This is a genomic window from Streptomyces sp. NBC_01142 (assembly GCF_026341125.1).
In the GTDB taxonomy this organism is placed as follows: domain Bacteria; phylum Actinomycetota; class Actinomycetes; order Streptomycetales; family Streptomycetaceae; genus Streptomyces.
This window is the reverse complement of the sequence record NZ_JAPEOR010000001.1, coordinates 1,113,973-1,137,832: the sequence shown is the minus strand read 5'-3', so window position 1 is coordinate 1,137,832 and position 23,860 is coordinate 1,113,973. Positions and strand designations below refer to the sequence as shown.

The 23,860-nt window shown below is 71.8% G+C and carries 20 protein-coding genes; 10 read left to right on the top strand and 10 right to left on the bottom strand.

Going from position 1 to position 23,860, the window contains the following annotated elements; translation table 11 throughout:
• Nucleotides 1-108: 108 nt before the first annotated feature.
• Nucleotides 109-1,389, top strand: a complete 1,281-nt coding sequence (locus OG883_RS05430; protein ID WP_266535667.1) for a C40 family peptidase — start codon at nt 109-111, stop codon at nt 1,387-1,389.
• Nucleotides 1,390-1,416: 27 nt separating this feature from the next.
• Here the strand turns inward: OG883_RS05430 and OG883_RS05425 are convergent, their stop codons facing one another.
• Genes OG883_RS05425 through OG883_RS05405 form a run of 5 tightly spaced genes read right to left on the bottom strand, consistent with a single transcriptional unit; the run spans nt 1,417 to nt 7,026 of the window.
• Complete coding sequence (locus OG883_RS05425) at nt 1,417-2,652, bottom strand: styrene monooxygenase/indole monooxygenase family protein (protein ID WP_266535664.1); 1,236 nt, start codon at nt 2,650-2,652, stop codon at nt 1,417-1,419.
• A 16-nt stretch (nt 2,653-2,668) separates the two neighbouring features.
• Nucleotides 2,669-3,307, bottom strand: a complete 639-nt coding sequence (locus OG883_RS05420) for an ATP/GTP-binding protein (RefSeq protein ID WP_266535661.1) — start codon at nt 3,305-3,307, stop codon at nt 2,669-2,671.
• Nucleotides 3,288-3,689 (bottom strand): DUF742 domain-containing protein, encoded by a 402-nt coding sequence (locus OG883_RS05415; RefSeq protein ID WP_266535659.1) that lies wholly within the window; start codon nt 3,687-3,689, stop codon nt 3,288-3,290. Before OG883_RS05415 ends, OG883_RS05420 begins: the two co-directional genes overlap by 20 nt.
• Nucleotides 3,686-4,168 (bottom strand): roadblock/LC7 domain-containing protein, encoded by a 483-nt coding sequence (locus tag OG883_RS05410; RefSeq protein ID WP_266535657.1) that lies wholly within the window; start codon nt 4,166-4,168, stop codon nt 3,686-3,688. The genes OG883_RS05415 and OG883_RS05410 overlap by 4 nt, the downstream gene beginning before the upstream one ends.
• A complete protein-coding gene (locus OG883_RS05405; RefSeq protein ID WP_266535654.1) occupies nt 4,165-7,026 on the bottom strand; it encodes a nitrate- and nitrite sensing domain-containing protein in 2,862 nt (953 codons plus the stop codon). Before OG883_RS05405 ends, OG883_RS05410 begins: the two co-directional genes overlap by 4 nt.
• A gap of 375 nt (nt 7,027-7,401) precedes the next feature.
• Here OG883_RS05405 and OG883_RS05400 point away from each other — a divergent pair, with 375 nt between their 5' ends.
• The gene (locus OG883_RS05400; protein WP_266535651.1) at nt 7,402-8,226 is read left to right on the top strand and encodes a hypothetical protein; all 825 of its coding nucleotides are present in this window, start codon (nt 7,402-7,404) and stop codon (nt 8,224-8,226) included.
• A gap of 74 nt (nt 8,227-8,300) precedes the next feature.
• Here OG883_RS05400 and OG883_RS05395 read toward each other — a convergent pair whose 3' ends face one another.
• Entirely contained in the window at nt 8,301-8,783 is a 483-nt protein-coding gene (locus OG883_RS05395; protein WP_266535648.1) for a MarR family winged helix-turn-helix transcriptional regulator, read from the bottom strand.
• Nucleotides 8,784-9,014: 231 nt separating this feature from the next.
• Between OG883_RS05395 and OG883_RS05390 the strand changes: the two genes are divergently transcribed.
• Nucleotides 9,015-9,845 (top strand): lysozyme, encoded by an 831-nt coding sequence (locus OG883_RS05390; protein WP_266535646.1) that lies wholly within the window; start codon nt 9,015-9,017, stop codon nt 9,843-9,845.
• A 37-nt stretch (nt 9,846-9,882) separates the two neighbouring features.
• Here OG883_RS05390 and OG883_RS05385 read toward each other — a convergent pair whose 3' ends face one another.
• On the bottom strand, nt 9,883-10,734 hold the full coding sequence (locus tag OG883_RS05385; protein ID WP_266535645.1) for a pentapeptide repeat-containing protein: 852 nt from the start codon (nt 10,732-10,734) through the stop codon (nt 9,883-9,885).
• Between the two features lie 86 nt (nt 10,735-10,820).
• Nucleotides 10,821-13,664: a M4 family metallopeptidase gene (locus OG883_RS05380; protein ID WP_266535643.1), complete on the bottom strand. Its 2,844-nt coding sequence runs from the start codon at nt 13,662-13,664 to the stop codon at nt 10,821-10,823.
• A gap of 149 nt (nt 13,665-13,813) precedes the next feature.
• Here OG883_RS05380 and OG883_RS05375 point away from each other — a divergent pair, with 149 nt between their 5' ends.
• Nucleotides 13,814-14,821 (top strand): helix-turn-helix domain-containing protein, encoded by a 1,008-nt coding sequence (locus OG883_RS05375; protein WP_266535640.1) that lies wholly within the window; start codon nt 13,814-13,816, stop codon nt 14,819-14,821.
• A 26-nt stretch (nt 14,822-14,847) separates the two neighbouring features.
• The gene (locus OG883_RS05370; RefSeq protein WP_266535638.1) at nt 14,848-15,711 is read left to right on the top strand and encodes a serine protease; all 864 of its coding nucleotides are present in this window, start codon (nt 14,848-14,850) and stop codon (nt 15,709-15,711) included.
• 85 nt (nt 15,712-15,796) lie between these two features.
• On the opposite strand, the gene lon is transcribed toward OG883_RS05370, so the two are convergent.
• Nucleotides 15,797-18,202 carry an endopeptidase La gene (gene lon / locus OG883_RS05365; protein WP_266535635.1) on the bottom strand — a complete coding sequence of 802 codons (2,406 nt, stop codon included), beginning with the start codon at nt 18,200-18,202 and terminating at the stop codon, nt 15,797-15,799.
• A gap of 194 nt (nt 18,203-18,396) precedes the next feature.
• Here lon and OG883_RS05360 point away from each other — a divergent pair, with 194 nt between their 5' ends.
• Nucleotides 18,397-19,041, top strand: a complete 645-nt coding sequence (locus tag OG883_RS05360) for a GNAT family N-acetyltransferase (RefSeq protein WP_266535632.1) — start codon at nt 18,397-18,399, stop codon at nt 19,039-19,041.
• Between the two features lie 36 nt (nt 19,042-19,077).
• On the opposite strand, the gene OG883_RS05355 is transcribed toward OG883_RS05360, so the two are convergent.
• Entirely contained in the window at nt 19,078-19,827 is a 750-nt protein-coding gene (locus OG883_RS05355) for a rhomboid-like protein (RefSeq protein ID WP_266535629.1), read from the bottom strand.
• A 176-nt stretch (nt 19,828-20,003) separates the two neighbouring features.
• Here OG883_RS05355 and OG883_RS05350 point away from each other — a divergent pair, with 176 nt between their 5' ends.
• The 4 genes from OG883_RS05350 to OG883_RS05335 are packed head-to-tail and all read left to right on the top strand — an operon-like array spanning nt 20,004 to nt 23,849.
• The gene (locus OG883_RS05350) at nt 20,004-20,588 is read left to right on the top strand and encodes an RNA polymerase sigma factor (protein ID WP_266535627.1); all 585 of its coding nucleotides are present in this window, start codon (nt 20,004-20,006) and stop codon (nt 20,586-20,588) included.
• Nucleotides 20,585-21,637, top strand: a complete 1,053-nt coding sequence (locus tag OG883_RS05345; RefSeq protein WP_266535624.1) for a zf-HC2 domain-containing protein — start codon at nt 20,585-20,587, stop codon at nt 21,635-21,637. The genes OG883_RS05350 and OG883_RS05345 overlap by 4 nt, the downstream gene beginning before the upstream one ends.
• Entirely contained in the window at nt 21,634-22,458 is an 825-nt protein-coding gene (locus OG883_RS05340) for an ABC transporter ATP-binding protein (RefSeq protein WP_266535621.1), read from the top strand. The genes OG883_RS05345 and OG883_RS05340 overlap by 4 nt, the downstream gene beginning before the upstream one ends.
• Nucleotides 22,455-23,849 (top strand): hypothetical protein, encoded by a 1,395-nt coding sequence (locus OG883_RS05335; protein ID WP_266535618.1) that lies wholly within the window; start codon nt 22,455-22,457, stop codon nt 23,847-23,849. Before OG883_RS05340 ends, OG883_RS05335 begins: the two co-directional genes overlap by 4 nt.
• The last annotated feature ends 11 nt before the right edge of the window (nt 23,850-23,860 follow it).

The window sequence follows — 23,860 nt, the reverse complement described above, 5'->3', positions numbered from 1 at the left end:
TGAGTGACCGGATTGCGCCGACTCGACCACTCGTCGGGCCGTCCGGCTGGCGTGCCCGCATGATCGGCTGTGGGGTGGACGGCCCATCCCACAGCCGGAGGTGATGAGGTGTCAGGCAGGCTGCTCCGTTCTGTCTGTACGGCGGCGCTGGTCGCGGCCACGGTGGTTGCTGCGGTGCCGGCCCACCCTGCCACCGCCCGGCCGACGGCTGACCCCACGCCCGATGCCTCGCCGGACACCACGGCCGAACCGGCAGCCGGAACCACGGCCGGCACCAAAACTGGCACCGCGGCCGGATCCCTCGCCGAAGCCGTGTCCGAAGCAATCGCCCCGGCTGCCGGGCCCGCCGGAAAAGCCGCCCTCCCCGCGATGCTGATCCGGCTTCAGAAGCTGTACCGGCAGGCCGAGGAGGCCAGTGAGGCCTACAACGCGACCGAGGAGGATCTGAAGAAGCAGCAGGCCCTGACGGGCAGGCTCTCCCGCGACCTCGCCAGGGCCCGCAACGCGCTTGTCGCCGGCCGCGAAGACGCCGGGCGACTGGCGCGGGAGCAGTACCAGGGGCGGTCCGAGCTCTCCTCCTACCTTCATCTCCTGCTTGCCCGGGAACCGCAGCACGCCCTGGACCAGGACCATCTGATCGAGCGCGCGGCCAGTGACCGGCTCGCGACGATCGCACGGCTCGAGGTGGTGACGAAGCGGGCGGAGGAGCTGGCGGCCACGTCCCGCAAGGCCCTGGACAAGGAGCAGGTGCTCGCGGAGAAGCAGAAGAATGCCCGCGACACGGCCACCTTGCGGCTGAAGATGATCGCGGACATGCTCGCCTCGCTCTCGCCCGAGCAGATCGTCGAACTCGCGGCGCTGGAGAAGTCCGGCACCGCCAAGGCTCAGGCGAAGCTCCTGGCCACCGGTCTCCTCGGCGGCGAACGCACCCCGTCCAAAGAGGGTGGCCGGGCGCTGACGTACGCCGTCGAACAGATCGGCAAGCCGTACGTGTGGGGTGCTGAGGGGCCCGAGTCGTACGACTGCTCGGGACTGACCTCCCGGGCCTGGGCCCGGGCGGGGCGAGGCATTCCGCGGACCAGTCAGGAGCAGTGGCGGCAGCTCCCCAAGGTGCCCCTGCGCTCCCTGCGCCCCGGCGACCTGGTGATCTACTTCCCGAAGGCCACCCATGTGGCGATCTACCTGGGCGAGGGCATGGTGGTGCAGGCCCCTCGCCCGGGCGCCCGCGTCAAGGTCTCCCCGATCGCCGCGAACCCGCTGCTCGGCGCGGTCCGCCCCGATCCGGGCGGTACCGCCCTGAGTTCGTACACCCCGCCGGAGCTGCCGGCCGGCGCGACGTCGGGCGCGGACACGGGGTATGCGGCGGAGGCGGCCCCGGGCGCCGGCTGATCCGCGCCCGGGGCCGCCCCCACTGCGTCAGGCGCCCGAGACCTCCGCGAGGTACGCGTTCGTCTTCTCGGGGTCGAAGAAGAAGTTCTCGAAGTCGGCCGGGTTGTTGAAGCCGTTCGCGAACCGGTCGGCGACCGGCTGCAGCTGGCCGGCCGCGCCGATCAGGTTGAGTACGTGCTCCGGCGGAACGCCGAGCATGGCGTTCGTCCACTTGGTGACGTGCTGGGCCGTGTCCCAGTAGCGGTCGAAGGTGGAGTTCATCCACGCCTCGTCGAAGGGGGCGTCGCCGTGCTCGGTGATCGAGGACAGGTACGACGCGGCGCACTTGGACGCCGAGTTGGACCCCTGGCCCGTGATGGGGTCGTTGGCGACGACGACATCGGCGACACCGAGGACCAGGCCGCCGCCGGGGAGGCGGCCGATCGGGTTGCGGACGGTGGGGGCGTACCGGCCGGCCAGGGTGGCGCCCGCGTCGGTCAGTTCGACCTTGGTGGCGCGCGCGTACTCCCACGGCATGAACTTCTCCATCAGCTCCAGCGTGAGGGAGAGGTGCTCGGCCGGGTCCTTGACGCCCTGGAAGACATCGAGCGGGCCGCCGGGGATGCCCTCCCAGAAGAGGATGTCCGCGCGGCCGCTGACGGTGACGGTCGGCATCACGAAGAGCTCACCGACGCCCGGGACCAGGTTGCAGCGGACCGCGTCGTACTCCGGGTGCTCGGGCCGGGGGCCCAGGCCGTGGACGTAGGAGACGGCCAGCGCGCGCTGCGGCTCGGCGTACGGGGAGCGGGACGCGTCCCGGCCGAACATGGAGACCAGTTCGCCCTTGCCCGCGGAGACCATCACCAGGTCGTACGTACGGGAGAAGTAGTCGAGGTCGGAGACGGCCGCGCCGTGGATGACGAGCTGGCCGCCGCGCTGCGCGAAGGTCTCCATCCAGCCGGCCATCTTCAGGCGCTGGTCGACGGACTGGGCGTAGCCGTCCAGCTTGCCCACCCAGTCGATGGGGCGGCTGGCGTCCGGGGCGGCGACGGAGACACCGAGACCCTCGATGCGCGGAGCCTGGGACTCCCAGAAATTGATGCCCAGATCGCGCTCGTGCTGGAGCGCGGTGTGGAACATGCACTGCGTGGACATGACCCGGCCGGACCGGATCTCGTCCGCCGTGCGGTTGGACATCAGAGTGACCTCGTAGCCCTGCGACTGGAGTCCGAGGGCCAGCTGGAGACCGGACTGACCGGCTCCGACTATGAGTATCTTCCGCATCGAGCAGTCTCTTTCACTAATTTTCGGGGGTGGCTTCGAGCGCGTGGGCGACCAGCGCAAGCAGCGACTCGATCACCGTGATCCGGTGACGGGCGTCCATGATCACAACGGGCACGTGGGGCGGGACCGTCAAGGCCTCCCGCACGTCTTCGGCCTCGAACAGCTCCGTGCCCTCGAAGTGGTTGACGGCGACGATATACGGCAGCCCGCAGCCCTCGAAGTAGTCGAGCGCCGGGAAGCAGTCCGTCAGCCGACGGGTGTCGGCAAGGACTATCGCGCCTATCGCACCGCGCACCAGGTCGTCCCACATGAACCAGAAGCGCTGCTGCCCGGGCGTCCCGAAGACGTACAGCACCAGGTCGTCGTCGAGGGTGATCCGGCCGAAGTCCATGGCGACGGTCGTGCTGACCTTGTCGGGCGTCGCGGAGAGATCGTCGGTCTCCTCGCTCGCCTGCGTCATCATCGCCTCGGTCTGCAGCGGCGTGATCTCGGAGACCGCCCCGACGAAGGTCGTCTTACCGACGCCGAAGCCGCCCGCAACCACTATCTTGGTGGCCGTCGGCGCGCGGGTATGATCCAACTGCCAGCTCTGCAACTCCTCTTCGGGCTGCGAGGAGGGCCGGGCAAGGAGCGTGTCAGAGGCGGCGGAGTCCACTCAGCACCCTTTCGAGCAGCGCGCGGTCGGGCTGACCGGCGCCGTGCCCGGTCCCGTACACACGGATCTTTCCCTGGTCGGCCAGGTCGCTGAGCAGCACCCGTACGACACCCAGCGGCATCTTCAGCAGCGCCGAGATCTCGGCGACGGTACGCATACGGCGGCACAGCTCGACGATGGCCCGCAGCTCGGGCATGACGCGCGAGGCGAGTGTGCCGTTCGGCAGCTCCCGGCGCTCCGCGGGGCCTTCGAGTGCGGCCACGAACGTCTCGACGAGCAGGACATGGCCGAAGCGGGTGCGGCCACCGGTGAGGGAGTACGGGCGGACCCGGGCAGGGCGGCGGCCCTCTCCGCGCACCGGCAGTTTGTAAGCGGGCGTCACTGGGTGCTCTCCATCGATTTGCGCAGTTCACTGCGGAGTTCGGGGGTGAGTACATGTCCGGCGCGGCCGACGAAGAGCGCCATGTGGTACGCGACGACGCTCATGTCGCAGTCGGGAGCGGTGTGCATTCCGAGCAGCGAGCCGTCGCTGATCGACATGACGAAGACGCTGCCCTCCTCCATGGCGACCATCGTCTGTCTGACGCCGCCGCCGTCCATCAGCCGGGCGGCGCCGAGGGTGAGGCTGCCGATGCCGGAGACGATGGTGGCGAGGTCCGCGCTGGAGCCTTTGGGGCCCTCCGGGCGGCCGGTCGCTGCCGGTGCGGCGTTCTGTGCGGGGTCGGAGGAGAGCAGCAGCAGTCCGTCCGACGACACGACAGCGACCGAGCGGGCTCCTGGCACCTCCTCCACGAGATTGCTCAACAACCAGTGCAGATTGCGGGCTTCGCTGCTCAGGCCGAACGTGCCGGTCGCAGTCAACTGCGTGCCTCCTCGACTGTGTCCCCCGCTTCTTCTGTTGTTGTACGTGTGTGGGTCCCTGAATCGGCTCCTGCGTCGCCGGTCTGTTCCTCGATCTCGGCCTCGACATCGCGGCGGCCGTCCTGCGCACCCTTGTGGAAGCCACCGAGCTTACGGCGCAGGGCCTCGGCATCGACGCTGCCGGTGCGCTCGGCGGGCGCGGACGAGGCGGGCGCGGCGGACTTGGGGGTGCGCTTGGGCAGGCCCTTGTCGGTGACGCGCTCCCACTGGGGCGGGGCGTTCGCCGTCCTGGCCGCGGGCACTTCGGCACCGGCCTCGGCGGCGGCCTCGGCTTCGGCTTCGGCTTCGGCTTCGGCTTCGGCGGCGGCCTCGACCGGCTCGGGCTCGAGCTCGGGCATCGGCTCGGGCTCGGCTTCCGGCTCCGGCTGGAGCTCGGGCTCCGGCGCCGACTGCTCGGGCAGCCGCATCGTGAAGGTGTCCTGGTCGATGTCGACCCCGGCAGCGTCCGGCTCGCCGTCCAACGTCCGCTCGTGTGCGTCCGTCTCCGACTCGCGGATCGCCTGCTCGGCGGCCACCACCAGCGGATCGACGTTCCGCGAGCTGCGCGGCAGCGCATTGGAGTTGGCCTCGGCGACCGACCCGGGAAGGTTCAGCGCGGGCGCCGCCCCCGCCACCGTCACGGTGGGCGGCTCGGCGGCCGGCGGACCTTCCGGCAGCAGGGCCCTCGACAGGACGACGACCACGGTGATCCCGCCCTGCGTCTGCTCGCGCAGCTGGATCCGTACGCCATGACGCGCGGCCAGCAGCGCCGCCACCCGCAGTCCGAGTCCCTCGCCCGTGCGGCCCGGCTCCGTCTCGTACGCCTCCGGGTCCTCGAGCAGTGCGTTGAGCTCGGCGATGCGCCCGGAGGTCATCCCGATGCCCGTGTCCTGTACGGAGAGCATCACCTCACCGCTCTCCAGCAGCCAGCCCGACAGCTCGACCTGAGCGTCCGGCGGCGAGAAGGAGGTGGCGTTCTCCAGAAGTTCGGCGATCAGATGGCTGAGGTCGTCCGCGGCGAACCCGGCGACCTGGGTGTGCGGCGGCAGGGACTGGATGACCACCCGCTCGTACCGCTCGATCTCGCTGACGGCGGCACGCAGTACGTCGACGAGCGGGACCGGGCCGACATGCCCGTGCCCGTGCTCCGCGCCCGCCAGCACCAGCAGGTTCTCGCTGTGCCGGCGCATGACCGTGGCCATGTGGTCGAGCTTGAACAGGGTGGCGAGGCGCTCCGGGTCCTGTTCGCGCTCCTCCAGCTTCTCGATGACGCCCAGCTGCCGCTCGACGAGGCCGAGCGTGCGCAGCGAGAGATTGACGAAGGTGTGGTGGACGGTGTGGTGCAGCCGCTCCAGCTGGGTGGTGAGCTCGTCGGTGCGCTGCTGGAGCTCGGCGCGTCCCGCGGACAGTTCGGCGGCCAGTGCGTCACGGGCGCCGGCCAGGTCGTCACGCTCGCCCTCCAGGCTCTCGGCGCGCACGCCGAGGTCCCGCAGCTTGCCGTGCAGGGTGTTCAGGGACCGTACGACCTGGGCGAACTCGTCGTTGCGGCCGGTGAAGCGGACCGGCTCCTCCATCTCGGGGGCCGCTGCGAGCCGGGCCGCGCCTATCCGCAGGACGGCGAGCGGGCGGGTGAGCGTACGGGCGACGGCGGCGGAGACGCCGATGGCGACGATCAGACAGCCGCCGAGCAGCGCGATCCGCACCTCCAGCGCGGTGACGTCGTCGTCGCGCAGCTGCTCGAACCGCTGGACCTGGCCGGAGGCGAGGGAGGACTCGACGCCCCGCATCTGCTCGATGCGGGCGGAGAGCGCGGCCTCGAGCTTCTCGGGGTCGGACTTGCGGTCGGCAGTGGAGAGTTCGGGCTGGTCGGTGAGGCGGGCGAGGGAGCGCTCGGCGGTCTTGACCTCGGGCCCGGAGACCGTGGCGGCCAGCGAGTCGCGGGCGTCCTTGCCCGCGGCCTGGTCGAAGTCGGCGAGCGCGGCCATCTCGCGCACCCGGGACTGCTGAGCCGCGGCGCTCAGCGCGTTGCGCGTACGGGCGTCCGTGCCGTTGTCGTCCTCCTCGGCCTGCACGGGCAGGCCGGTGATGGGGTCGAACGTCGGGACGCTCTCCTTGCTGGGCACGGAGAGTGCGGCGAGCAGCAGCCCGCGGGTGGCGGAGGCCTGCTCGACGGCGAGACCGAGGGCGGCGGGCGCGCGGGTTGCGTCGGCGGCGCGCGGCGGGGTCTTCTCGGCGAGCTCGTCGGCGAGGGTGTGCAGATCCCCGATGATGTCGGTGTACGCCCGGTAGGTCTCCATCGCCGTGCCCTTGCCGGTGAGGGCGGTACGGCGGACGGAGGGGACGGCGGCGAGGCGGTGGCGCAGCTCGGCGTGGTCGCCGGTGACGCTTCCGCGGATCTCGTCGATCTGCCGGTCGACGCGGGCGCTGAGGCTGCCGGAGATCTTGCGCCGGTCGTCCTTGTCGCCCTTCTGCTCGTCGCGGCCGGCCGCTATGTACGCGGTGACCTCGTCGCGCTCGTCGGCGAGGGAGTGGGCCAGGGTGACGGCCTGGCGGTTGAGCCCGGCGAGGGTGACCAGCTGCTGGGAGTCGCTCAGTTCGCCGGAGGTGGCGAGGATGCCGGGGGTGCCGGCCGCGACGACGACAAGGCCGACGAAGGCGACACCGGCGACCAGACGGTTGCGTACGCGTACGGTACGACCGCCGCCCGTGGGCCGGTCCCCCGCCTCCTGGGCGGGCGAAATGTCCCGAGCCTGAGCGGGGGAGTCGCCCGGGGTTCCGGAGGGCCTGCCGCCATTGCTCCGAGGCCGCTTCTTCTGCACCGGTGCTCGCAATCTTGCTTGACTCGTCCACCCATGAAGCAGAGATGACGACCGGTCACACGCGAGAGCCCCACCCCTGGTATGGCTTCCGACCATTCCAGCGCTATTGGGAGGGAGGCGCGCATCGGCCGCTCCGCCACCCGAACGAGTGAACATCACTCAGGAGTTGGCAAACAACTTCTCTCGGCGATCAATTCGCCGCCGTACGGAAGGTCGGCTGGAACTTCCGCCCGGGCTTTGGCAGGATGCGCGCCCGCAGCTTGACGGAGCCATCCGTTCCAACCTCCGGAAAATGCTCTGACCTGCCGGTACGGTCCAATTACACGTATGCGGGCCCCGTGAAGAAGTCATGAGGACTCATGCAGACTGGGCCTCATGCGTATCGAACTGGCCACCACCCCCGGCTCCCCCGAACGCCCCAATGAGGACTGGGTGTCCGTGACCCTGCCCGCATCCGGCCAGGGTGGGACAGTCGTTGTCCTGGACGGGGTGACGCCCCCTCAGGGGGAGGACGGCTGTGTGCACGGGGTCCCCTGGTTCACCGCCCGGCTGGGCGGCGCGCTGGTCGAACTGTCCGTTTCGCGACGCGATCTGGCGCTTGCCGAGATCCTTGCCGAGGCAATCCGACGCACCGCGGACACCCACCGGATCACCTGTGACCTTTCTCACGTGCGTACGCCTCAGGCGACGGTGGTCATGGTGCGCTGGGGCGCGGCTTCGGGCACAGCTTCGGGGGAGGTGCCGGGCGCGGCTTCGGAGGAGGTGGAGTATCTGGTGCTCTCCGATTCGACGCTGCTGCTGGAGTCGCCGGACGGGAAGGTGCGGGCGGTACTGGACGACCGGATCGACCGGCTGCCCCGCGAGGCACTGCGTACGCACGCCTCGGCGGACGCCCTGCGCAATGCGGAGGGCGGCTTCTTCACCGCCGCCGCCGATCCGGGGGTGGCGGTCCGCGCGGTGACGGGCAGCACGCCCCGTTCGCAGGTGCGTGCCGTGGCCGCTCTCACCGACGGCGCGTCCCGCTGGGTCGACATGTTCGCGGAGGGCAGCTGGACCGAGTGCCTCGCCCTGCTCCGCAAGGAGGGGCCGCAGGGGCTGATCGACCGGGTCAGGGCGCTGGAGAAGTCGGCGGTGGAGCGCACGCCTGTCATCCGCTGGAAGCTGCACGACGACGCCGCGGCGGTCTTCGCGGAGCTCTGACCCCTCCGGTCCCCCTCCGCCTCCCGCTCCTCCTCAGCCGCCCCCGACCAGCTCGCTGCCAGCTCTCTGCTCTGCTAGCTCTCTGCGCGCTTGTTCAGCTGGTGCAGCAGCCGGGCCAGTTCCGCGATCTCGCCGCGGTCCCAGCCGGCCAGCTTGCGCACATAGCGGTCGCGGCGTGCGTCCCGCACCCGGCGGAAGCGCGCGCGACCCTCGTCGGTGAGCCGGACGAGTGAAGCGCGCCCGTCGGCCGGATCGGGTTCGCGGGCCACCAGGCCGAGCTCGTCCAGGGCGCGCAGCTGGCGGCTCATCGTCGCCTTGCCGACACCGAAGTAGCCGGCGAGCTCGGTGGCCCGCTGCTGTCCGGCTTCCTCCAGCCGTACGAGCAGGCCGTACGCGGCGGGCTCCAGCTCGGGGTGGACCTCGCGCGCCATCTCTCCCGAGGACGCTCTGGCGCGGCGCAGAAAGACGGCCAACTCCCTTTCCAGCGCCAGGAATTCGAGATCCACACCGCTCCCGCCCGCAGGGTCCGCTTCACTCCCCGTACTGCTTTTGTGCACGTCAGCACCCCTCGCGCGCTTTCCGGATCCTGAAAGTCTGTTTCGGCGGCATCCATTGCCGCGGCTCGGCCAGTATTTCGCAGGCGTAGACCAACGGCGGCACCCCGCCCCTCTTTGGCACCACAGTTCTCCGTGCGTCGCTTCATTACCGACATGTCCACGCCATGCGATCCGCCACGACATGTCGAAATATCGTCATATCCCCCCCAATGAGGTCTTCGGAGGCACGCTATGCCCGTGCACAGATCCGGAACGACCGGCCCCTCTCGCCTCACGGCAGCCGGCACCCTCCTCGCAGTCCTGTCCCTCCTCACTCTCCCCGGCGCGGCGAACGCTGCCGACAGCGCCGACACTCCCCCGCGCGGCTCGGCACACCTGGGCATGGGCGTCATCGCCCACGACGGCCAGGGCCCGCTGCCGCGCGAGACCCGCGCCGTCCAGACAGAAGGCGTCGACGTCTCCAGCCATCAGGGCAACGTCGACTGGCCGGCCCTGTGGACCAGCGGCGTGAAGTGGGCCTACGTCAAGGCCACCGAAGGCACCTACTACAAGAACCCGTACTTCACCCAGCAGTACGACGGCTCGTTCGACATCGGCATGATCCGCGGCAGCTACCACTTCGCCACCCCCGACACGGCGTCCGGCACCGCGCAGGCCGACTACTTCGTGGACAACGGCGGCGGCTGGTCCCCCGACGGCAAGACGCTGCCCGGCGCGCTCGACATGGAGTGGAACCCGTACGGCGACGCCTGCTACGGCAAGAGTCCGTCCGCGATGGTCGGCTGGATCGACGACTTCCTGAACCGCTACAGGGAGCGCACCGGGCGCGACGCGGTCATCTACACCGCCACCAGCTGGTGGACCGAGTGCACCGACGACTACGCCGGCTTCGGCTCGACCAACCCGCTGTGGATCCCCCGTTACAACACCTCCCCGGGCACGCTCCCGGCCGGCTGGGCGATCCACACGATGTGGCAGTACACCTCGTCGGGCCCGGACGTCGGCGACCACGACAGGTTCAACGGCGCGTACGACCGCGTCGTGGCCCTCGCCAACGGCTGATCATCACCGCGACGCCACTTGCCCCGCGCCCTGCGCCTCACTCCCAGTGCGCGGGGCGGGTCAGACCGGGCGGCAGCCTGGTGCCGGCGTCGCCCTTCGCCGCGTTCACCTGGGGCTGGGTGAGAAAGATGCTCCCGGTCAGATCGGCGCCCGCCAGGGCGGCGTCCCTGAGGTCGGCCCCGATCAGGTCGGCCAGCCGCAGATCGGCGCCGGTGAGGTCGGCGGCGATGAGATACGCACCCCGCAGATTGGCACCCCGCAGGTCCGCGCCCCGCAGCCGCGCGCCCATGAGGTCGGCTCCCCTGCGGTCCTTCTTCTTGCGCCCGGCCTCGGCCCGTACCAGTTCGCTCGTACGGAGCAGCAGCGCACTGACCTCCTGCCGGTGCGCGGACACATCCAGCTTCACGAGGACGTCGGGGGTGCTCAGGGTGAGGCGCTCGGTCTCGTCGAGCGCCCGGCGCAGCTCCGCGTGGAGCGAGCGGGCGGACTTCAGCGTCAGCGCCTCGGCCAGATACCGGAGCAGCTCGTGGAGCTGCCGTACGACGGGGAACACCGCGAACATCTGCTGTGCCGTGTCCGGCGCCTGCCGCCAGTCCGTGCCACCGAAGGTGACCTGCGAGACCTTCTGGCCCGCGCCGAAACAGTCGTACACGGTGCAGCCGGAAAAGCCGCTCTCCCTCAGCCGGGTGTGAATGCCGCAGCGGAAGTCCGTCCGCAGGTTCGAGCACGGCGTTCCGGCATCCTTGTCGATCGCGAAGTCCGCCGAACGGGAGAAGGGCAGTGCGGCACAGCACAGCCCGAAGCAGCTCCCGCAGTCGCCCTGCAGGTCCTGGCCCCGGTCCCGGTCCTGGTCCCGGTCCTGGCCCTGGTCCTCGCGTTGTACGTTCACGGCATCCATTGTGCTGTGTCGTCCCGGGGGCCGGTCCCCGGGCAACCGGAACCCCCGGCGCAACAGGCGCCGGGGGTCCACACTGTTTAGCCGCAGAGGCCGGCCGGGCGGTCACGGGTGACCAGGTCGGTCCAGCCCGTCGTACCGTCGATCCAGACAACCTGCTTGCCGGAGACCGCTGCCGGGGAGATCTGCTCGCCCCGGTTGCAGGAGACCCGCTCCTGTCGCGAGCCGTCCGTGGTCAGCTGCCACAGCTTCGGCAGCGACTCGTTCCGGAACGCCGTGTCGGGCAGCGTGCTGTTCACGGTGACCGCGTCCTCGGAGACGGTGAGGTCCAGGGCGATCAGCGCGCCCGGCTTGGCCTCGGCGCCGATGTCCACCGTGCCCGCGCCGTCCAGGCCCGTGCGGCGTACCGCCATCTGGCCCGCGTCGTTCAGGTTCTCGTCCACCAGCGCGAAGACGTGTGTGGAGTTGATGCCCGTCTGCCCGAGGGTCTGGGGGTCACCGAGCTGCTGCGTGAGCGTGGCCTTGCCGGTCTTGAGGTCGAAGACCTCGACACCCAGCTTGTACGCGTCCGCGCTCGGGTACAGCTTGGCGTACGCGAGCTTCCCGTTCTTGACCGAGGGAAGGGCGGTGAGCACCCGCCAGTCGCCGCCGTCCACATAGGTGGGCCGGACGTCGCCCGGGCGCAGATAGCTGACGTGCCGGTCGCCGAAGATGCCGAACGTCTCGAAGACGACCACGCCGTTCTCGACCCGCAGACCGCCGATGTCGCTGGACGAGGTGTACAGCTTCTTGATCGGTCCGCCCGCGAGCGGGCGGGAGAGGATGTCGAGGCTGGTGGTGCCGTACGCGGCCCAGACGACCGTCTTGCCGTCGGTGGCCGGGTAGACGTGGTAACGGCCGTCGTTGGGGCTGATCAGCTTCGGACTGCCCTTGCCGTCCGCACGGCCCGCGTAGACGGAGTACGGCTCGGAGCCCGAGTCGTTGGACTGCGAGGCCGCCCACCAGCCGCCGCCGGCCTGCACTCCGGTGCCGGAGGTGTTGACCTTGCCCAGCAGCTGGTCGGAGTCGACGCCGAGGGCGTCCTCCCAGCCCGGCACGATGCCGTGGGCGTTGAAGGAGCGCTTGACCACGTTCAGCTGCTTCGCACTGGCGCCGAGGTCCTTGGCCGCCGCGAGCACGGCGTTGCGGCCGTCGGTGAAGCCGTCGAGCGGCGTCATGTACTCGGCCAGCGCCTTGTACACGATCTTGTCGGCGAGCTCGCCGCCCACGTCCTGGCGCAGGTCCCACAGCGCGCCGGAGAAGACCGTGGAGTTGAGGTGCACCCCGCCGTTGTCGGTGCCGAAGGCGACGCCCAGGAAGTTCTTCGAGGTGGACGCGCCGTCGTTCATATTGCGGAAGGCGCAGTCGCGGGGCTTTGTCGTACGGCAGAGGTCCTCGCCGATCAGACCGGAGTCCGGGTCGTCCATGGAGACGCCGGACGCGGTGGTGTCGATGGCGTTGCCGAAGTAGTCGGCGATCGCCTCGTTGAGCGCGCCCGACTGGCCGGCGTAGACGAGGTTGGCGGTGTTCTCGACGACGCCGTGGGTCATCTCGTGGGCCACCACGTCGAGGTCGGCGGAGAGCGGCTTGAACTCGTCGTTGCCGCTGCCGTACACCATCTTCTGGCCGTCCCAGAAGGCGTTGACGTACGGCGAGCCGAACTCGGTCACTCCGACGAGTGAGTTGACCGTCCCGCCGCGGCCGTCGAGGCTGTCGCGGCCGTGGTTCTGCTTGTAGTAGTCGTAGACCTTTCCGGCGGCCCAGTGCGCGTCGACGGCACCCGACTCGGTGGCGTCCTTGCCGAACTCCTTCTCCGGGTGGCTGAATTCCTTCAGTCCGCCCGGCCAGGTGCCGGCCACCTCGCTGACGTCGCGGCCGCGGGCGTCCCAGGTGGTGAGGGTGTTCTTGCTGGTCTCCCCCATCCGCGAGTAGTCGATCATCGTGTACTGCTCGCGGGTGGTGTCGAGGTAGAGATCGAGACCGACCGTGCTGCCGTCGAGCCTGACGCCGGAGCCCTTGACGCCGACGGCAGGGTCCGCCTCGGCCGCCCGGGCGGCCTCGGGAGCCTGAGGGGCAGCCGTGCCGGACGCCGCGGCCTTCTTCGCGGTGATCGTCTTGATGCCGCTGAACTGCAGCACCGGATAGCCGGCCCGCGCGTCGATGTAGACGTGCTGGAGCACGGGTTCGCCGGTGGTGGGGTGCGTACCGCGTACGGTCACCTGACGGGCGAGGATGCCCTCGCCGCGCGGGATCACCACAAGGCCGCCCGCGGTGGCGCTGAGCGCGGCCGCCTTCGCGGACTTGGCCCCCTCGGCGGGGATGGCGTCGGCCTTGGACAGCGTCTTGTGGCCGAGGCGTGCGGCGGTGGCCGCGACCGCGCGCCGTACCGCGGTCTCCTCGCTGACCGTCGCCTCGGTGCCGGTCTTCAGACCGGTGAAGTACTTCCCCGAGGTGCCGGTGACGACGCGCTTGCCGCCCTTGGACTCCATCCGTACGACGTACTGGCCGCCGAACACCGGGATGCCACGGTGCTTCTGCTGGAGCCGTACGGTCTCTTCCGCGCCGCGTTTGACCGTCTGCATCGGCGCGAGATCACGCCGTGCATCGGCAATCCTGTAGCGGCTCTCCTTGGCGTCGAGATGACCGCGGGCGGCGTCCGCCGGGCTCGCCTTGGCGTCCGCCGCCTCGCGGATGCCGTCGACGAGCGACGGGGTGGCCGTCTTCGCCCCCGGAATGACGTCGGCAGGCGGTGCGTTGGTGGCCGGCGGGGTGACCGCCTGGGCCGGTACCGCGGTCAGCAGCAGCCCGGCCGCGCCGAGCAGTGCGGCGAGACCGGTCCCCCTGGTTGTGCCCGATCTCCGTGTGCCTGTCCTGAGCTTGCGCACAGACGTACCCCTCCTACGTGCTGGTCAGCCGTACGGGTGGTCATGACCATGCAACCCGGCGGGACGCCAACCGATCAATGTGGCCAGCGCGTTGACAAGTGGACATGCCCACTTGTGTGTCTCGTGAAGACAGAGTGAGAATCCGGGACATGAGCGAGGGGGCATTGCAGACCCTCGGCCTGGGGGAGGCCGAGGAACGCACTTACGAGGCACTGCTCAAGGAACGGGCCGCCGGGGCCGAGGAGTTGGCGTGCTTACTGGGGCTGCCGAGGGAGCGGCTCGAGAGGGCGCTCGGTCATCTGGTCGAGCACGGACTCGCGCTGCCGGCGCATGAGGGCGGGCTGCCGCATCCGGCCGCGCCCGCCGCCGCCATCCGTACGCTCATCCACCGCCGTCAGGCCGAACTGCACCTGCGGTCGGCGGAGTTGGAGCGATTACGGATGAGCGCGGACCGGCTCGCGGGGCGGCTGATGTCCGGCTCGCCCTGCGCCGCGGAGGACGGTATCGAGGTGGTGACCGGACCGCGGGCGATCGCCGAACGGGCGGAGTATCTGCTGGCGTCGGCGGAGCGCGAGGTGGCGATCCTGGACCGCCCGCCGTATGTGAAGGGCAGGCCCGGGGACGGCAGCTCCCGCACCCCCGGCCTGGACATCGAGGCGCTGCTGGAGCGGGGGGTGAAGGTGCGGGCCGTCCTGGACCGGGACGGGCTCGCCTATCCGGGCCGGATCCACTCGCTGACCGGTCTGGTCGAGCGGGGCCTGCGGGCGCGGGCCGCGGTTGCCGTCCCCACGAAGCTGATCGCCGTGGACCGCCGGATCACCCTGCTCCCGCCGACCGACGCGGCGGACCCGACGGCCACGGCGCTGGTGATAGGCGACGCGCTGCTGCGCAACGCGCTGGTGCCGCTGTTCGAGACGGTGTGGGACCGGGCGACCCCACTGGGCGGCTCGGGCGCCGGCCGCGGCGCGCTGCCCAAGCCCCAGAAGGAACTCCTCGGCCTGCTCGCGGCGGGCCTCAAGGACGAGGCGATCGCCCGCCGGCTGGGCGTCCATGTGCACACGGCGCGACGCAGAATCAGCCAATTACTGGAGACGCTGGGCGCGGAGACGCGCTTCCAGGCGGGGGCGCAGGCGACGCTGCGGGGCTGGCTGGACTGAGGCCCGGCAGAGGGCAGGATGTCCGGATGAAGTGGCACACCCGTACGAACAGGCCGAGCGGTACGCGGTGGCGGCCGGTGCCGCTCTCCGTGGCCCTGTTGGCCGTTGCCCTGACCGCCTGCGGCGGCCCCTCCTCCTCCGCCGTCCCGCCCGGACCCGCCGGACCGTCCGGGCCGCCCGGCGCACGGGCCCTCGCACCCTCGCCGCAGGCCTCCGCCACGGCGTTCGCCGGCGCAACCTCCGTCGGTGTGCTCGTCGACGAGGACGGCGGCCATTTCTGCACCGCCGGCGTCGTCGCCAGTCCCCGGGGCAATGTCGTCGCCACCGCCGCGCACTGCCTCCAGGAGGCGGGCGGCGACCCCGGGAGCCGGCCGGACGGACTGGAGTTCGCGCCCGGGTTCACGGGTGAGGGTGAGGGGACGTATCCGTACGGACGCTGGAAGGTCCGCGCCGTCCACCTCGACGACCGCTGGACGGACGACGCCGAGGACGCGGACGCGGCGGACTACGCCTTCCTGACCCTGGAGCCGGATGCGAAGGGCCGTCAGGTGCAGCAGGTCGTGGGGGGCGCCGCCCCGGACTGGTCGTCGCCGCCCGATCGCCTGGTCACCGTCGTCGGCTACCCCAACCCCGAGCACAATCCCGGCAACCGCCCCGTCGCCTGCACCACCGAGACCCGACGCGACCCGGATCTGCCCGAGACGCTCCGCATGGAGTGCGCGGGCTTCTGGGACGGGACCAGCGGCAGTCCCTGGCTCGCCGACTACCGGGACGCGGACCACCAGGGGCGGCTGATCGGCGTGCTGAGCGGCGGCGACACGGACAGCGAGTCGACGGCCGTCCTCTTCGACGACCGCGCCCGCGCGCTGTACGAGCGAGCCGGGGAGTAACCGCGTCAACAACCTGCGGGTCAGTACACCGGGAGGCCCGGCGGCATCCCACCCCGCCGGGCCTCCTGCGCGGACCGTCCGGCCGTCAGGCCGCCGCCCCCACCAGGACCTCCGCCGGTGAGAGTGCGATCTCCAGTACCTGGCGGACATCCGTCACCGGGTGCACCTCCAGCGTGTCGAGGATCTCGGCCGGCACGCCGTCCAGGTCCGCCTCGTTCCGCTTGGGGATCACGACCGTCGTGATGCCCGCCCGGTGCGCGGCAAGGAGCTTCTGCTTCAGACCGCCGATCGGCAGCACCCGCCCGGTCAGCGACACCTCGCCGGTCATCGCCACATCCGTACGCACCTGGCGCCCGGAGAGCAGCGACGCGAGCGCCGTCGTCATCGTGATGCCCGCGCTCGGGCCGTCCTTGGGCACCGCGCCCGCGGGGAAGTGGATGTGTGCGCCCCGGTCCTTCAGATCGGCCACCGGCAGCTCCAGTTCCGCACCGTGCGAGCGCAGGAAGCTCAGCGCGATCTGCGCGGACTCCTTCATCACATCGCCGAGCTGGCCGGTCAGGGTCAGCCCCGCCGCGCCCGTCTCCGGGTCGGCCAGCGACGCCTCGACGAACAGGACGTCGCCGCCCGCGCCGGTGACCGCGAGGCCGGTGGCCACTCCGGGCACCGCCGTACGCCGCTCAGCCGGGTCCTGGGCGGACTCGGGCACATGGTGCGGCCGTCCGATGAGCGCGCGCAGATCCTCGTCGGCGATCGTGAACGGCAGCTGCCGCTCCCCCAGTTCGTGCTGGGCGGCCACCTTGCGCAGCAGCCGGGCCACCGAACGCTCCAGGTTCCGTACGCCCGCCTCCCGGGTGTACTCGCCCGCCAGCTTGCGCAGGGCCGAGTCGTCCAGGGTCACCTCGCCGGGCTCCAGGCCCGCCCGCTCCAGTTGGCGCGGCAGCAGGTGGTCCCGGGCGATGACGACCTTCTCGTCCTCGGTGTAGCCGTCGAGGCGGACGAGCTCCATCCGGTCGAGCAGGGCCTCCGGGATGGCTTCGAGTACGTTCGCCGTGGCGAGGAACACCACGTCGGACAGGTCGAGTTCGACCTCCAGGTAGTGGTCGCGGAAGGTGTGGTTCTGCGCCGGGTCCAGGACCTCGAGCAGGGCGGCGGCCGGGTCGCCGCGGAAGTCGGAGCCGACCTTGTCGATCTCGTCGAGCAGGACCACCGGGTTCATGGACCCGGCCTCCTTGACGGCCCGGACGATCCGTCCGGGCAGCGCGCCGACGTAGGTACGCCGGTGGCCGCGGATCTCCGCCTCGTCCCGTACGCCGCCGAGCGCGACCCGCACGAACTTCCGCCCCATGGCGTGGGCCACGGACTCGCCGAGCGAGGTCTTTCCGACGCCCGGCGGGCCCACCAGCGCGAGCACCGCGCCGCCGCGCCGGCCGCCGACCACACCGAGCCCGCGGTCGGCGCGCCGCTTGCGCACCGCCAGGTACTCGGTGATCCGTTCCTTCACGTCCTGCAGGCCCGCGTGCTCGGCGTCCAGGATCGCCTTGGCGCCCTGGATGTCGTACGCGTCCTCGGTGTGCTCGTTCCAGGGCAGTTCCAAAACGGTGTCCAGCCAGGTGCGGATCCAGGAACCCTCCGGGCTCTGGTCGCTCGACCGCTCGAGCTTCTCGACCTCCTTGAGAGCGGCTTCCCGCACCTTCTCGGGCAGGTCGGCGGCCTCGACGCGCGCCCGGTAGTCGTCGGTCTCGTCCTCGCCCGCCTCGCCGTTGAGCTCGCGCAGCTCCTTGCGTACGGCTTCGAGCTGGCGCCGCAGCAGGAACTCGCGCTGCTGCTTGTCGACGCCTTCCTGGACGTCCTTGGCGATGGACTCGGCGACGTCCTGCTCGGCGAGGTGCTCGCGCAGCTGCTCGGTGGCGATCCTGAGGCGGGCCACCGGGTCGGCGGTGTCGAGCAGTGCCACCTTCTGGGCGACGGTCAGGAAGGGTGAGTAGCCGGAGTTGTCGGCGAGCTGCGAGACGTCGTCGATCTGCTGGACACGGTCCACGACCTGCCAGGCGCCGCGCTTCTTCAGCCAGTCCGTGGCCAGCGCCTTGTACTCCGTGACCAGTTCTGTGACCGAGCCGGGCAGGGGGTCGGGCACGCTCTCGCCGATCTCGGCGCCCTCGACCCAGAGCGCGGCGCCGGGGCCTGTGGTGCCCGCGCCGATCTTCACGCGGTGGCGGCCGCGGATGAGCGCGCCGGGGTCGCCGTCGGAGAGCCTGCCCACCTGCTCGACGGTGCCGAGCACGCCGGTGGCGGCGTACGCGCCGTCGATCCGCGGAACAAGAAGCACCTGCGGCTTGCTGGCACCGGTGGAACGGGCGGCAGCCTGGGCGGCCTCCACCGCGGCGCGTACGTCGGCGTCGGACAGGTCGAGCGGCACCACCATTCCGGGCAGCACGACTTCGTCGTCGAGCGGCAGCACGGGAAGAGTGAGCGGTGTGGACGTCGAAGTCATGATCTCCCCTTAGGCATTCAAGTTGAGCTGTACCGACTCAATGCACAGGGACGCAGAGATGTTCCCCGCCGGCTGTTCGCCGTGAGCGATCACCCCTCGCGGACGCACCCCGGACTCGACTGTAATGACCATAGAGCGCTAACACCTCTTACAGCATGTCTCTTGCCGCCCCTGCACCCTGCCGAGGAGTACGGATGTCCTTCGAGTCCACCGCCGAGACCGTGCGGGCCTGGGTCCACGGCTGGGCCGCCTCGCGCGGCGCCGCCGACCCGGTCGCCGAGCCCTGGGGATTCACCATCGACGTCGGCCAGGTCACGCACGCCACCCGCCACGTCCTGACCGCCGACGACGAGGCGACGGTCCGCAAGATCGCCGGGGCGGTCGCGGCCCCGACGGTCTGGCTCAAGGTGTTCGCGGACCCGGAGTCCGTCCTGTCCTGGGCCGGCCCCGGGTGGAGAGTCGACGAGCCCGGCTGGCTGATGACGACCGGACTCCACCGCACCGCGTCCACCGTCCCGGACGGCTACCGCCTCAGGACGTGGACCCGGGGCGGCGTCACCCGCGTCCTGGTGGCCGCCGCCGACGGCTCGTTCGCCGCCCGCGGCCAGATCGCCGCGACCGGCGCCACCGCCGTCGTCGACCAGGTGGAGACCTCGTCCGCGCACCGGCGCAAGGGGCTGGGCAGCCTGGTGATGCGAACGCTCCACAACTCCGCCGTCGAACAGGGCGCCACCACCGGCGTGCTGGGCGCGACGCCTGACGGGCGGGCACTGTACGAGGCGCTGGGCTGGCGGACTCGGGCTCCGCTGGTCAGCCTGTTCTACGACCCGTCGGCCTGAGGACGGCAGGGCGGCCCGCAGCCGTCCGGTGACGGCTCACCGGTCGCGGAGCGCGAGGGCCTTCCGCCGCCGCGCCCAGGGGCGCACCACGGGCCAGCAGGCGATCCCCGCCAGCAGGGCCAGCGGGTGACCCCAGTTGGTGAGCGGATCCGCGAAGGTGAACAGCTCCTGAAGGAGCATCAGGGAGACGACGCCGAGCAGGGTCTTCCGCATGGCCGGACCGAACAGTCCGGCCAGCGCGCCGATGCTCGCCATCAGACCGAAGCTGATGCCGTAGTCGAGGCGGTGCAGCGAGGTGGCGGGCAGTTGCCCGGCCGCCACCGAGAGCCCGACCGGGATCTCGGTGGCCAGGGTCGCCGTCACATGGCCGACCACGAAGACTCCGGCGGTGCGCCACCCGCCGATGCGGCGCTCCAGCGCGGTGATGACGAAGACGAAGGCGACGGCGTACGGAGAGGACAGGCCGCCCGCGACCCACAGGGCGCTCGCCACGAGGACGAGCAGCGGGGTGTCCGCCAGATGGGCGACGTCGGTGCTGGAGCCGTGCAGCAGGGAGGAGACGGTGGCGGGGTCGCCGTACTGCGCGAAGAGGGAGGTGGCGATCAGGACGAGGGCGTAGCAGAAGGTGAACGGCGTTCCGGTGGGCGTGGGCAGGAGTTGCCCGAGCCGCCGCCAGGAGGGCCTTCGTACGGCCGGTGCGGGCGCCGTGAGGGCGTGCGCCGATGCCGACCGCTGGCAGGGCACAGCATTCAACGGCTCCGGGCCCGTGGCCCGGTCGCGTGTCATGAGCCGGTGCACAACGCCCCTCCCGTCAAGCCCCCGAACAGACCCCACCCAACGCGATCATGCTCCTCCGCGTCTATGACCTGCGCCACACGGGGCAACCCTCCCGTCGGCCCGAGCGTCGTGGGCACGTCGGGCCGGCGTGAACCGGCTGCGCCCCCGCGAGCGATAGAGAGTGCGTGAGACTGATGCGCCCCACGGGGGGAGACCGGGACGACGACGCGGCCCTGCTGCGCAATGTCGCGCGCGGGGACGCGGGTGCACTCGCCGCGCTCTACGACCGGCACGCCGGCTGGCTGCACGCCCGCCTGACGCGTCGCTGCGCGGACCCGGAGACCGTACGAGAAGTACTGCAGGACACCTTCGTCACCGTGTGGCGGTCCGCCGGCTCGCACCGCGGCGGGGAGGCGGGCGGCTGGCTCTGGGTGATCGCCGCGCGCCGGCTGATCGACGCGCAGCGGGTGCTGGCCAGAGAGGACCGCGTCGTCCACGAGCCTGCCGCGCCGGCGCCCTCCGCGGAGGAGAGGGTGCTGGCCGGGCTGGAGTACGGGGACGTGGGCGCCGCGCTCGACCGCATCTCGCCGGAGCTGCGCGAAGTCCTGCGCGCCACGGTCGTCGACGGGCTGACGACGCGCGAGACGGCGCGGCTGCTCGGGATACCGGAGGGCACGGTCAAGACCCGGGCGATGCGGGCCCGCCGCGAGCTGCGCGCCGCGCTGAGGCAACTGGCGCCCGGTACCGATGCGTTGGGAGGCACGGCGTGAGCACCTGGCATGTGAGTGAGCGGCTGGCGGCACAGTACGCGTCCGGCGCGGCCACCGAGCCGGACGCGTGGTCGCTGGAGAAGCACGTGGAATCGTGCGGCACTTGCGCGACCCGGGTGTCGGCGGCCGTCCGGTCGGGGACCGCGGGTCCCGTTCTGGCGGACGTGCGGGCGGCGGTGCTGTCGCATGCGACGGCACCGCGGGCGGCACCGGCCCACGGGAAGGGCGCGGCGCGTCCCTGGGCGAGGCGTCTTGGCCTCTCGCGCGGCGGAACGCACGCGGCAGCGGACGGCAACCGCGTGGGGGCGGAGCACCACCCCGTGGGAGCAGACCGCGACCGCGTGGGGGCGGAGCACCACCCCGTGAGGGCGGCGGGCGCAGGGCCGGCTCCGGAGCCTGCCCGGGCCGCAGGCCTCCGCGCCGCGCGGGGCGGGCGGCTCGCGCGGGTGGTGTGGGCCGCCGGGCCCGCGTTGCGCGGCTCCTGGCTGGTGGCCGTCGTCCTCGTGGCCGCCGCCGCGCCGGCCCTGGCATTCGGGGCCGGCTTCGGCGGCGCACGCCCGCTGCTGCTGGCCGTGGCGCCGGTGCTGCCGCTCGCCGGGGTGGCGCTGTCGTACGGGCGGCACGCCGACCCGCTGTACGAGGTCGCCGCGGCCACCCCGGGCGGCGGGCTGCGGCTGCTGCTGACGCGGACCGCGGCCGTACTGGCGGTCAGCGTCCCGCTGCTGACCGCCGCCGGCGCGCTGCTGCCCGCCGCGGCCGGGGTGCCGGGAGCCGCCGCCTGGCTGCTCCCGGGCCTCGCCCTGACGCTCGCGGCACTCGCGCTCGGCTCGTACGTCGGTCTCCGGTCCGCCGCCGCGGGCCTGGCCGCCGGCTGGCTGGGCATCGTCGTCGCCCCGGTCCTGGCCACACTGCCGCAGGACCTGGCGGGCCATCTGGAGCGATATGTCTCAGGGGCCGCGGTCCAGGGCAGCTGGGCGGCCGCGGCCGTGATCTGCGCGGGGCTGCTCGCCGTGCGCCGCTCTTCCGTCGATCTTCTGGAGAAGATGTGAGCACCGTAGAGGTCACCGGGCTGACGGTCCGGCACCGCAGGACGGTCGCGCTCGACGCGGTCGGCCTGGCTTTCGGCACCGGCGTACACGGCCTGCTGGGACCCAACGGCGCGGGCAAGACCTCGCTGATCAGGGTCCTGGCGACGGTCGCCGCACCGACCGGGGGGCGGGTGGAACTGCTCGGCCGTGATGTGTCGGCGCACCGGGAGCGCGCGGAGGTACGGCGGCGGCTGGGCTATCTGCCGCAGGAGTTCGGGTACTACCCGGGGTTCACGGTGCGGGAGTTCGTCTCGTACGTGGCGTGGCTCAAGGAGATGCCGGCGGACACCGTGCCCGGGGCGGTGGAACGCGCGGTCGGGCGGGTGGGCCTCGGGGACCGTATCGACGCGAAGGTGAAGACGCTGTCGGGCGGGATGGTGCGGCGGGTCGGCATCGCGCAGGCGATCGTGAACGAGCCGGAGCTGCTGCTGCTCGACGAGCCGACGGCCGGTCTCGATCCGGAGCAGCGGGTCGAGTTCAGAGCACTGCTGCGGGATCTGGGCGCTGCTTCCACCGTGATCGTCTCCACCCATCTGGTGGAGGACGTGGCGGCGGCCTGCTCGGAGGTGACCCTGATCGAGTCGGGCCGGGTCGCCTACCGGGGCACGACGGCGGAACTGACCGCGTTGGGCAGGGACTTCCTGGAGGAGAACGCCGGCAACGCGATCGAACGCGGCTACACGGCAGCCCTGCGCGCCCACCGCACGGCGGCCACGCACGCCGGGGCCGGGAAAGCTGACGCCCCGGGCCGCGGCGTCAGCGTCACCGAAGGCCGCCGATGAACGCGACCACCACCCGGGAGCGGCCGGCGCCGCCGCCCGCCGTCCCCTCCGCCGCCTCCGTCGCCGCCCTCACCGCGCACCCGCTGCGTGCCGAGCTGCTCCGCGGTTTCGCGCCCTGGGCCGGTGCCGCCGTCGTCTGCACGCTTCTGGCGAACATGGCGGCCAAGTCCGACCAGTGGCAAGGGAGCTGGGGAGAGACCCAGTCCTCGCTGCACATCGTGAGCGCACTGCTCGGGGGCCCACTGGCCGCCGCCGCGGGCTGCTGGCAGGGCGGCAGGGAGCGCCGACGCCGTACGGCGGAACTGCGTGCGACGGCCGCCCGCGGCCCGCTCGCACAGTTCCTGGTCGCGTCGCTGCCGCTGGCGGTGTGGGTGGTCGCGGGGTACGCGGTCACCGCCGTTGCCACGCTGCTGGCCACCTGGCCGTATGTGTCGGCGGGCCGGCCGGTCCTCTCCGCGCTGCCTGCGGACGCCGCCTTCCTGGCGGCCATGGCGCTGGTGGGCCAGGTCGTCGGACGGCTGGTCGCGTGGCGACTGGCCGCGCCCGTCCTCGCCCTGTGCGCGTATCTCGTCCTCGGCATCCCGTCGTACCAGACGTCCGGGGCGCGGCATCTGAGCCCGGCCTCCGCGGACAGCATGGGCATCTCGCTTCCGGTGTGGTGGCAGCCGCTCGCGACGACGGCGTGGACGGGCGGTCTGGCCGCGGCCGCGGTCCTCGCGTACGCCGCCCGCCGCCGGTACACCGCGCTGCTGCCGCTCGCCGCGGCGACTGTCGCCGGCGTACTCGTGGCGCAGACGGGCGACGCGATGTGGCGCGCCGACCCGCTCGCGAACCAGCAGGTGTGCAACACCTCCGTCACACCCGGCATCTGCGTGAACGCCCTGTACAAAGGGCTGCTGCCGAAGGTCTCGGACGCCCTCTCCGGTGTCACCGGCCGCCTCGAGGGCGTCGAGAACCTACCGGTCCGGTTCCACGACCTGCCCCGGGAATCGCATCCGGACGAGGTACGGCTGCCGATGCTGGATCCGCTCGGCCAGTCCGTCGTGCGCGGCGAACTGACCGATCCGGAGCAGTACGCCTGGGAGGCCGCCGCCGCGCTGACAGGAAGGGCGGACCGCTGCGAGGCCCGCCTGACCGACCCACGCGCGTACCGGGTCGACGACGCCGTAACCGAGTGGCTCGGCCCCGGCCCGCTGCGGGACGACATGGACAGGCTCTCCGAGGAGTGGGCCCGCGGGCAGGGCGCCGACAAGGAGCTCGCCGGCGTCGCGGCCGACCGCAGAGCCCTCGCCCGGCTGAAGTCCATGGGCGGCGAGGAACGCCGCGCATGGCTCTCCCGCTACTTCGCGACCGTCGGCAGCTGCGACCCGGGCAAGGTGCCCGCACTGTGACCCGGACCGGC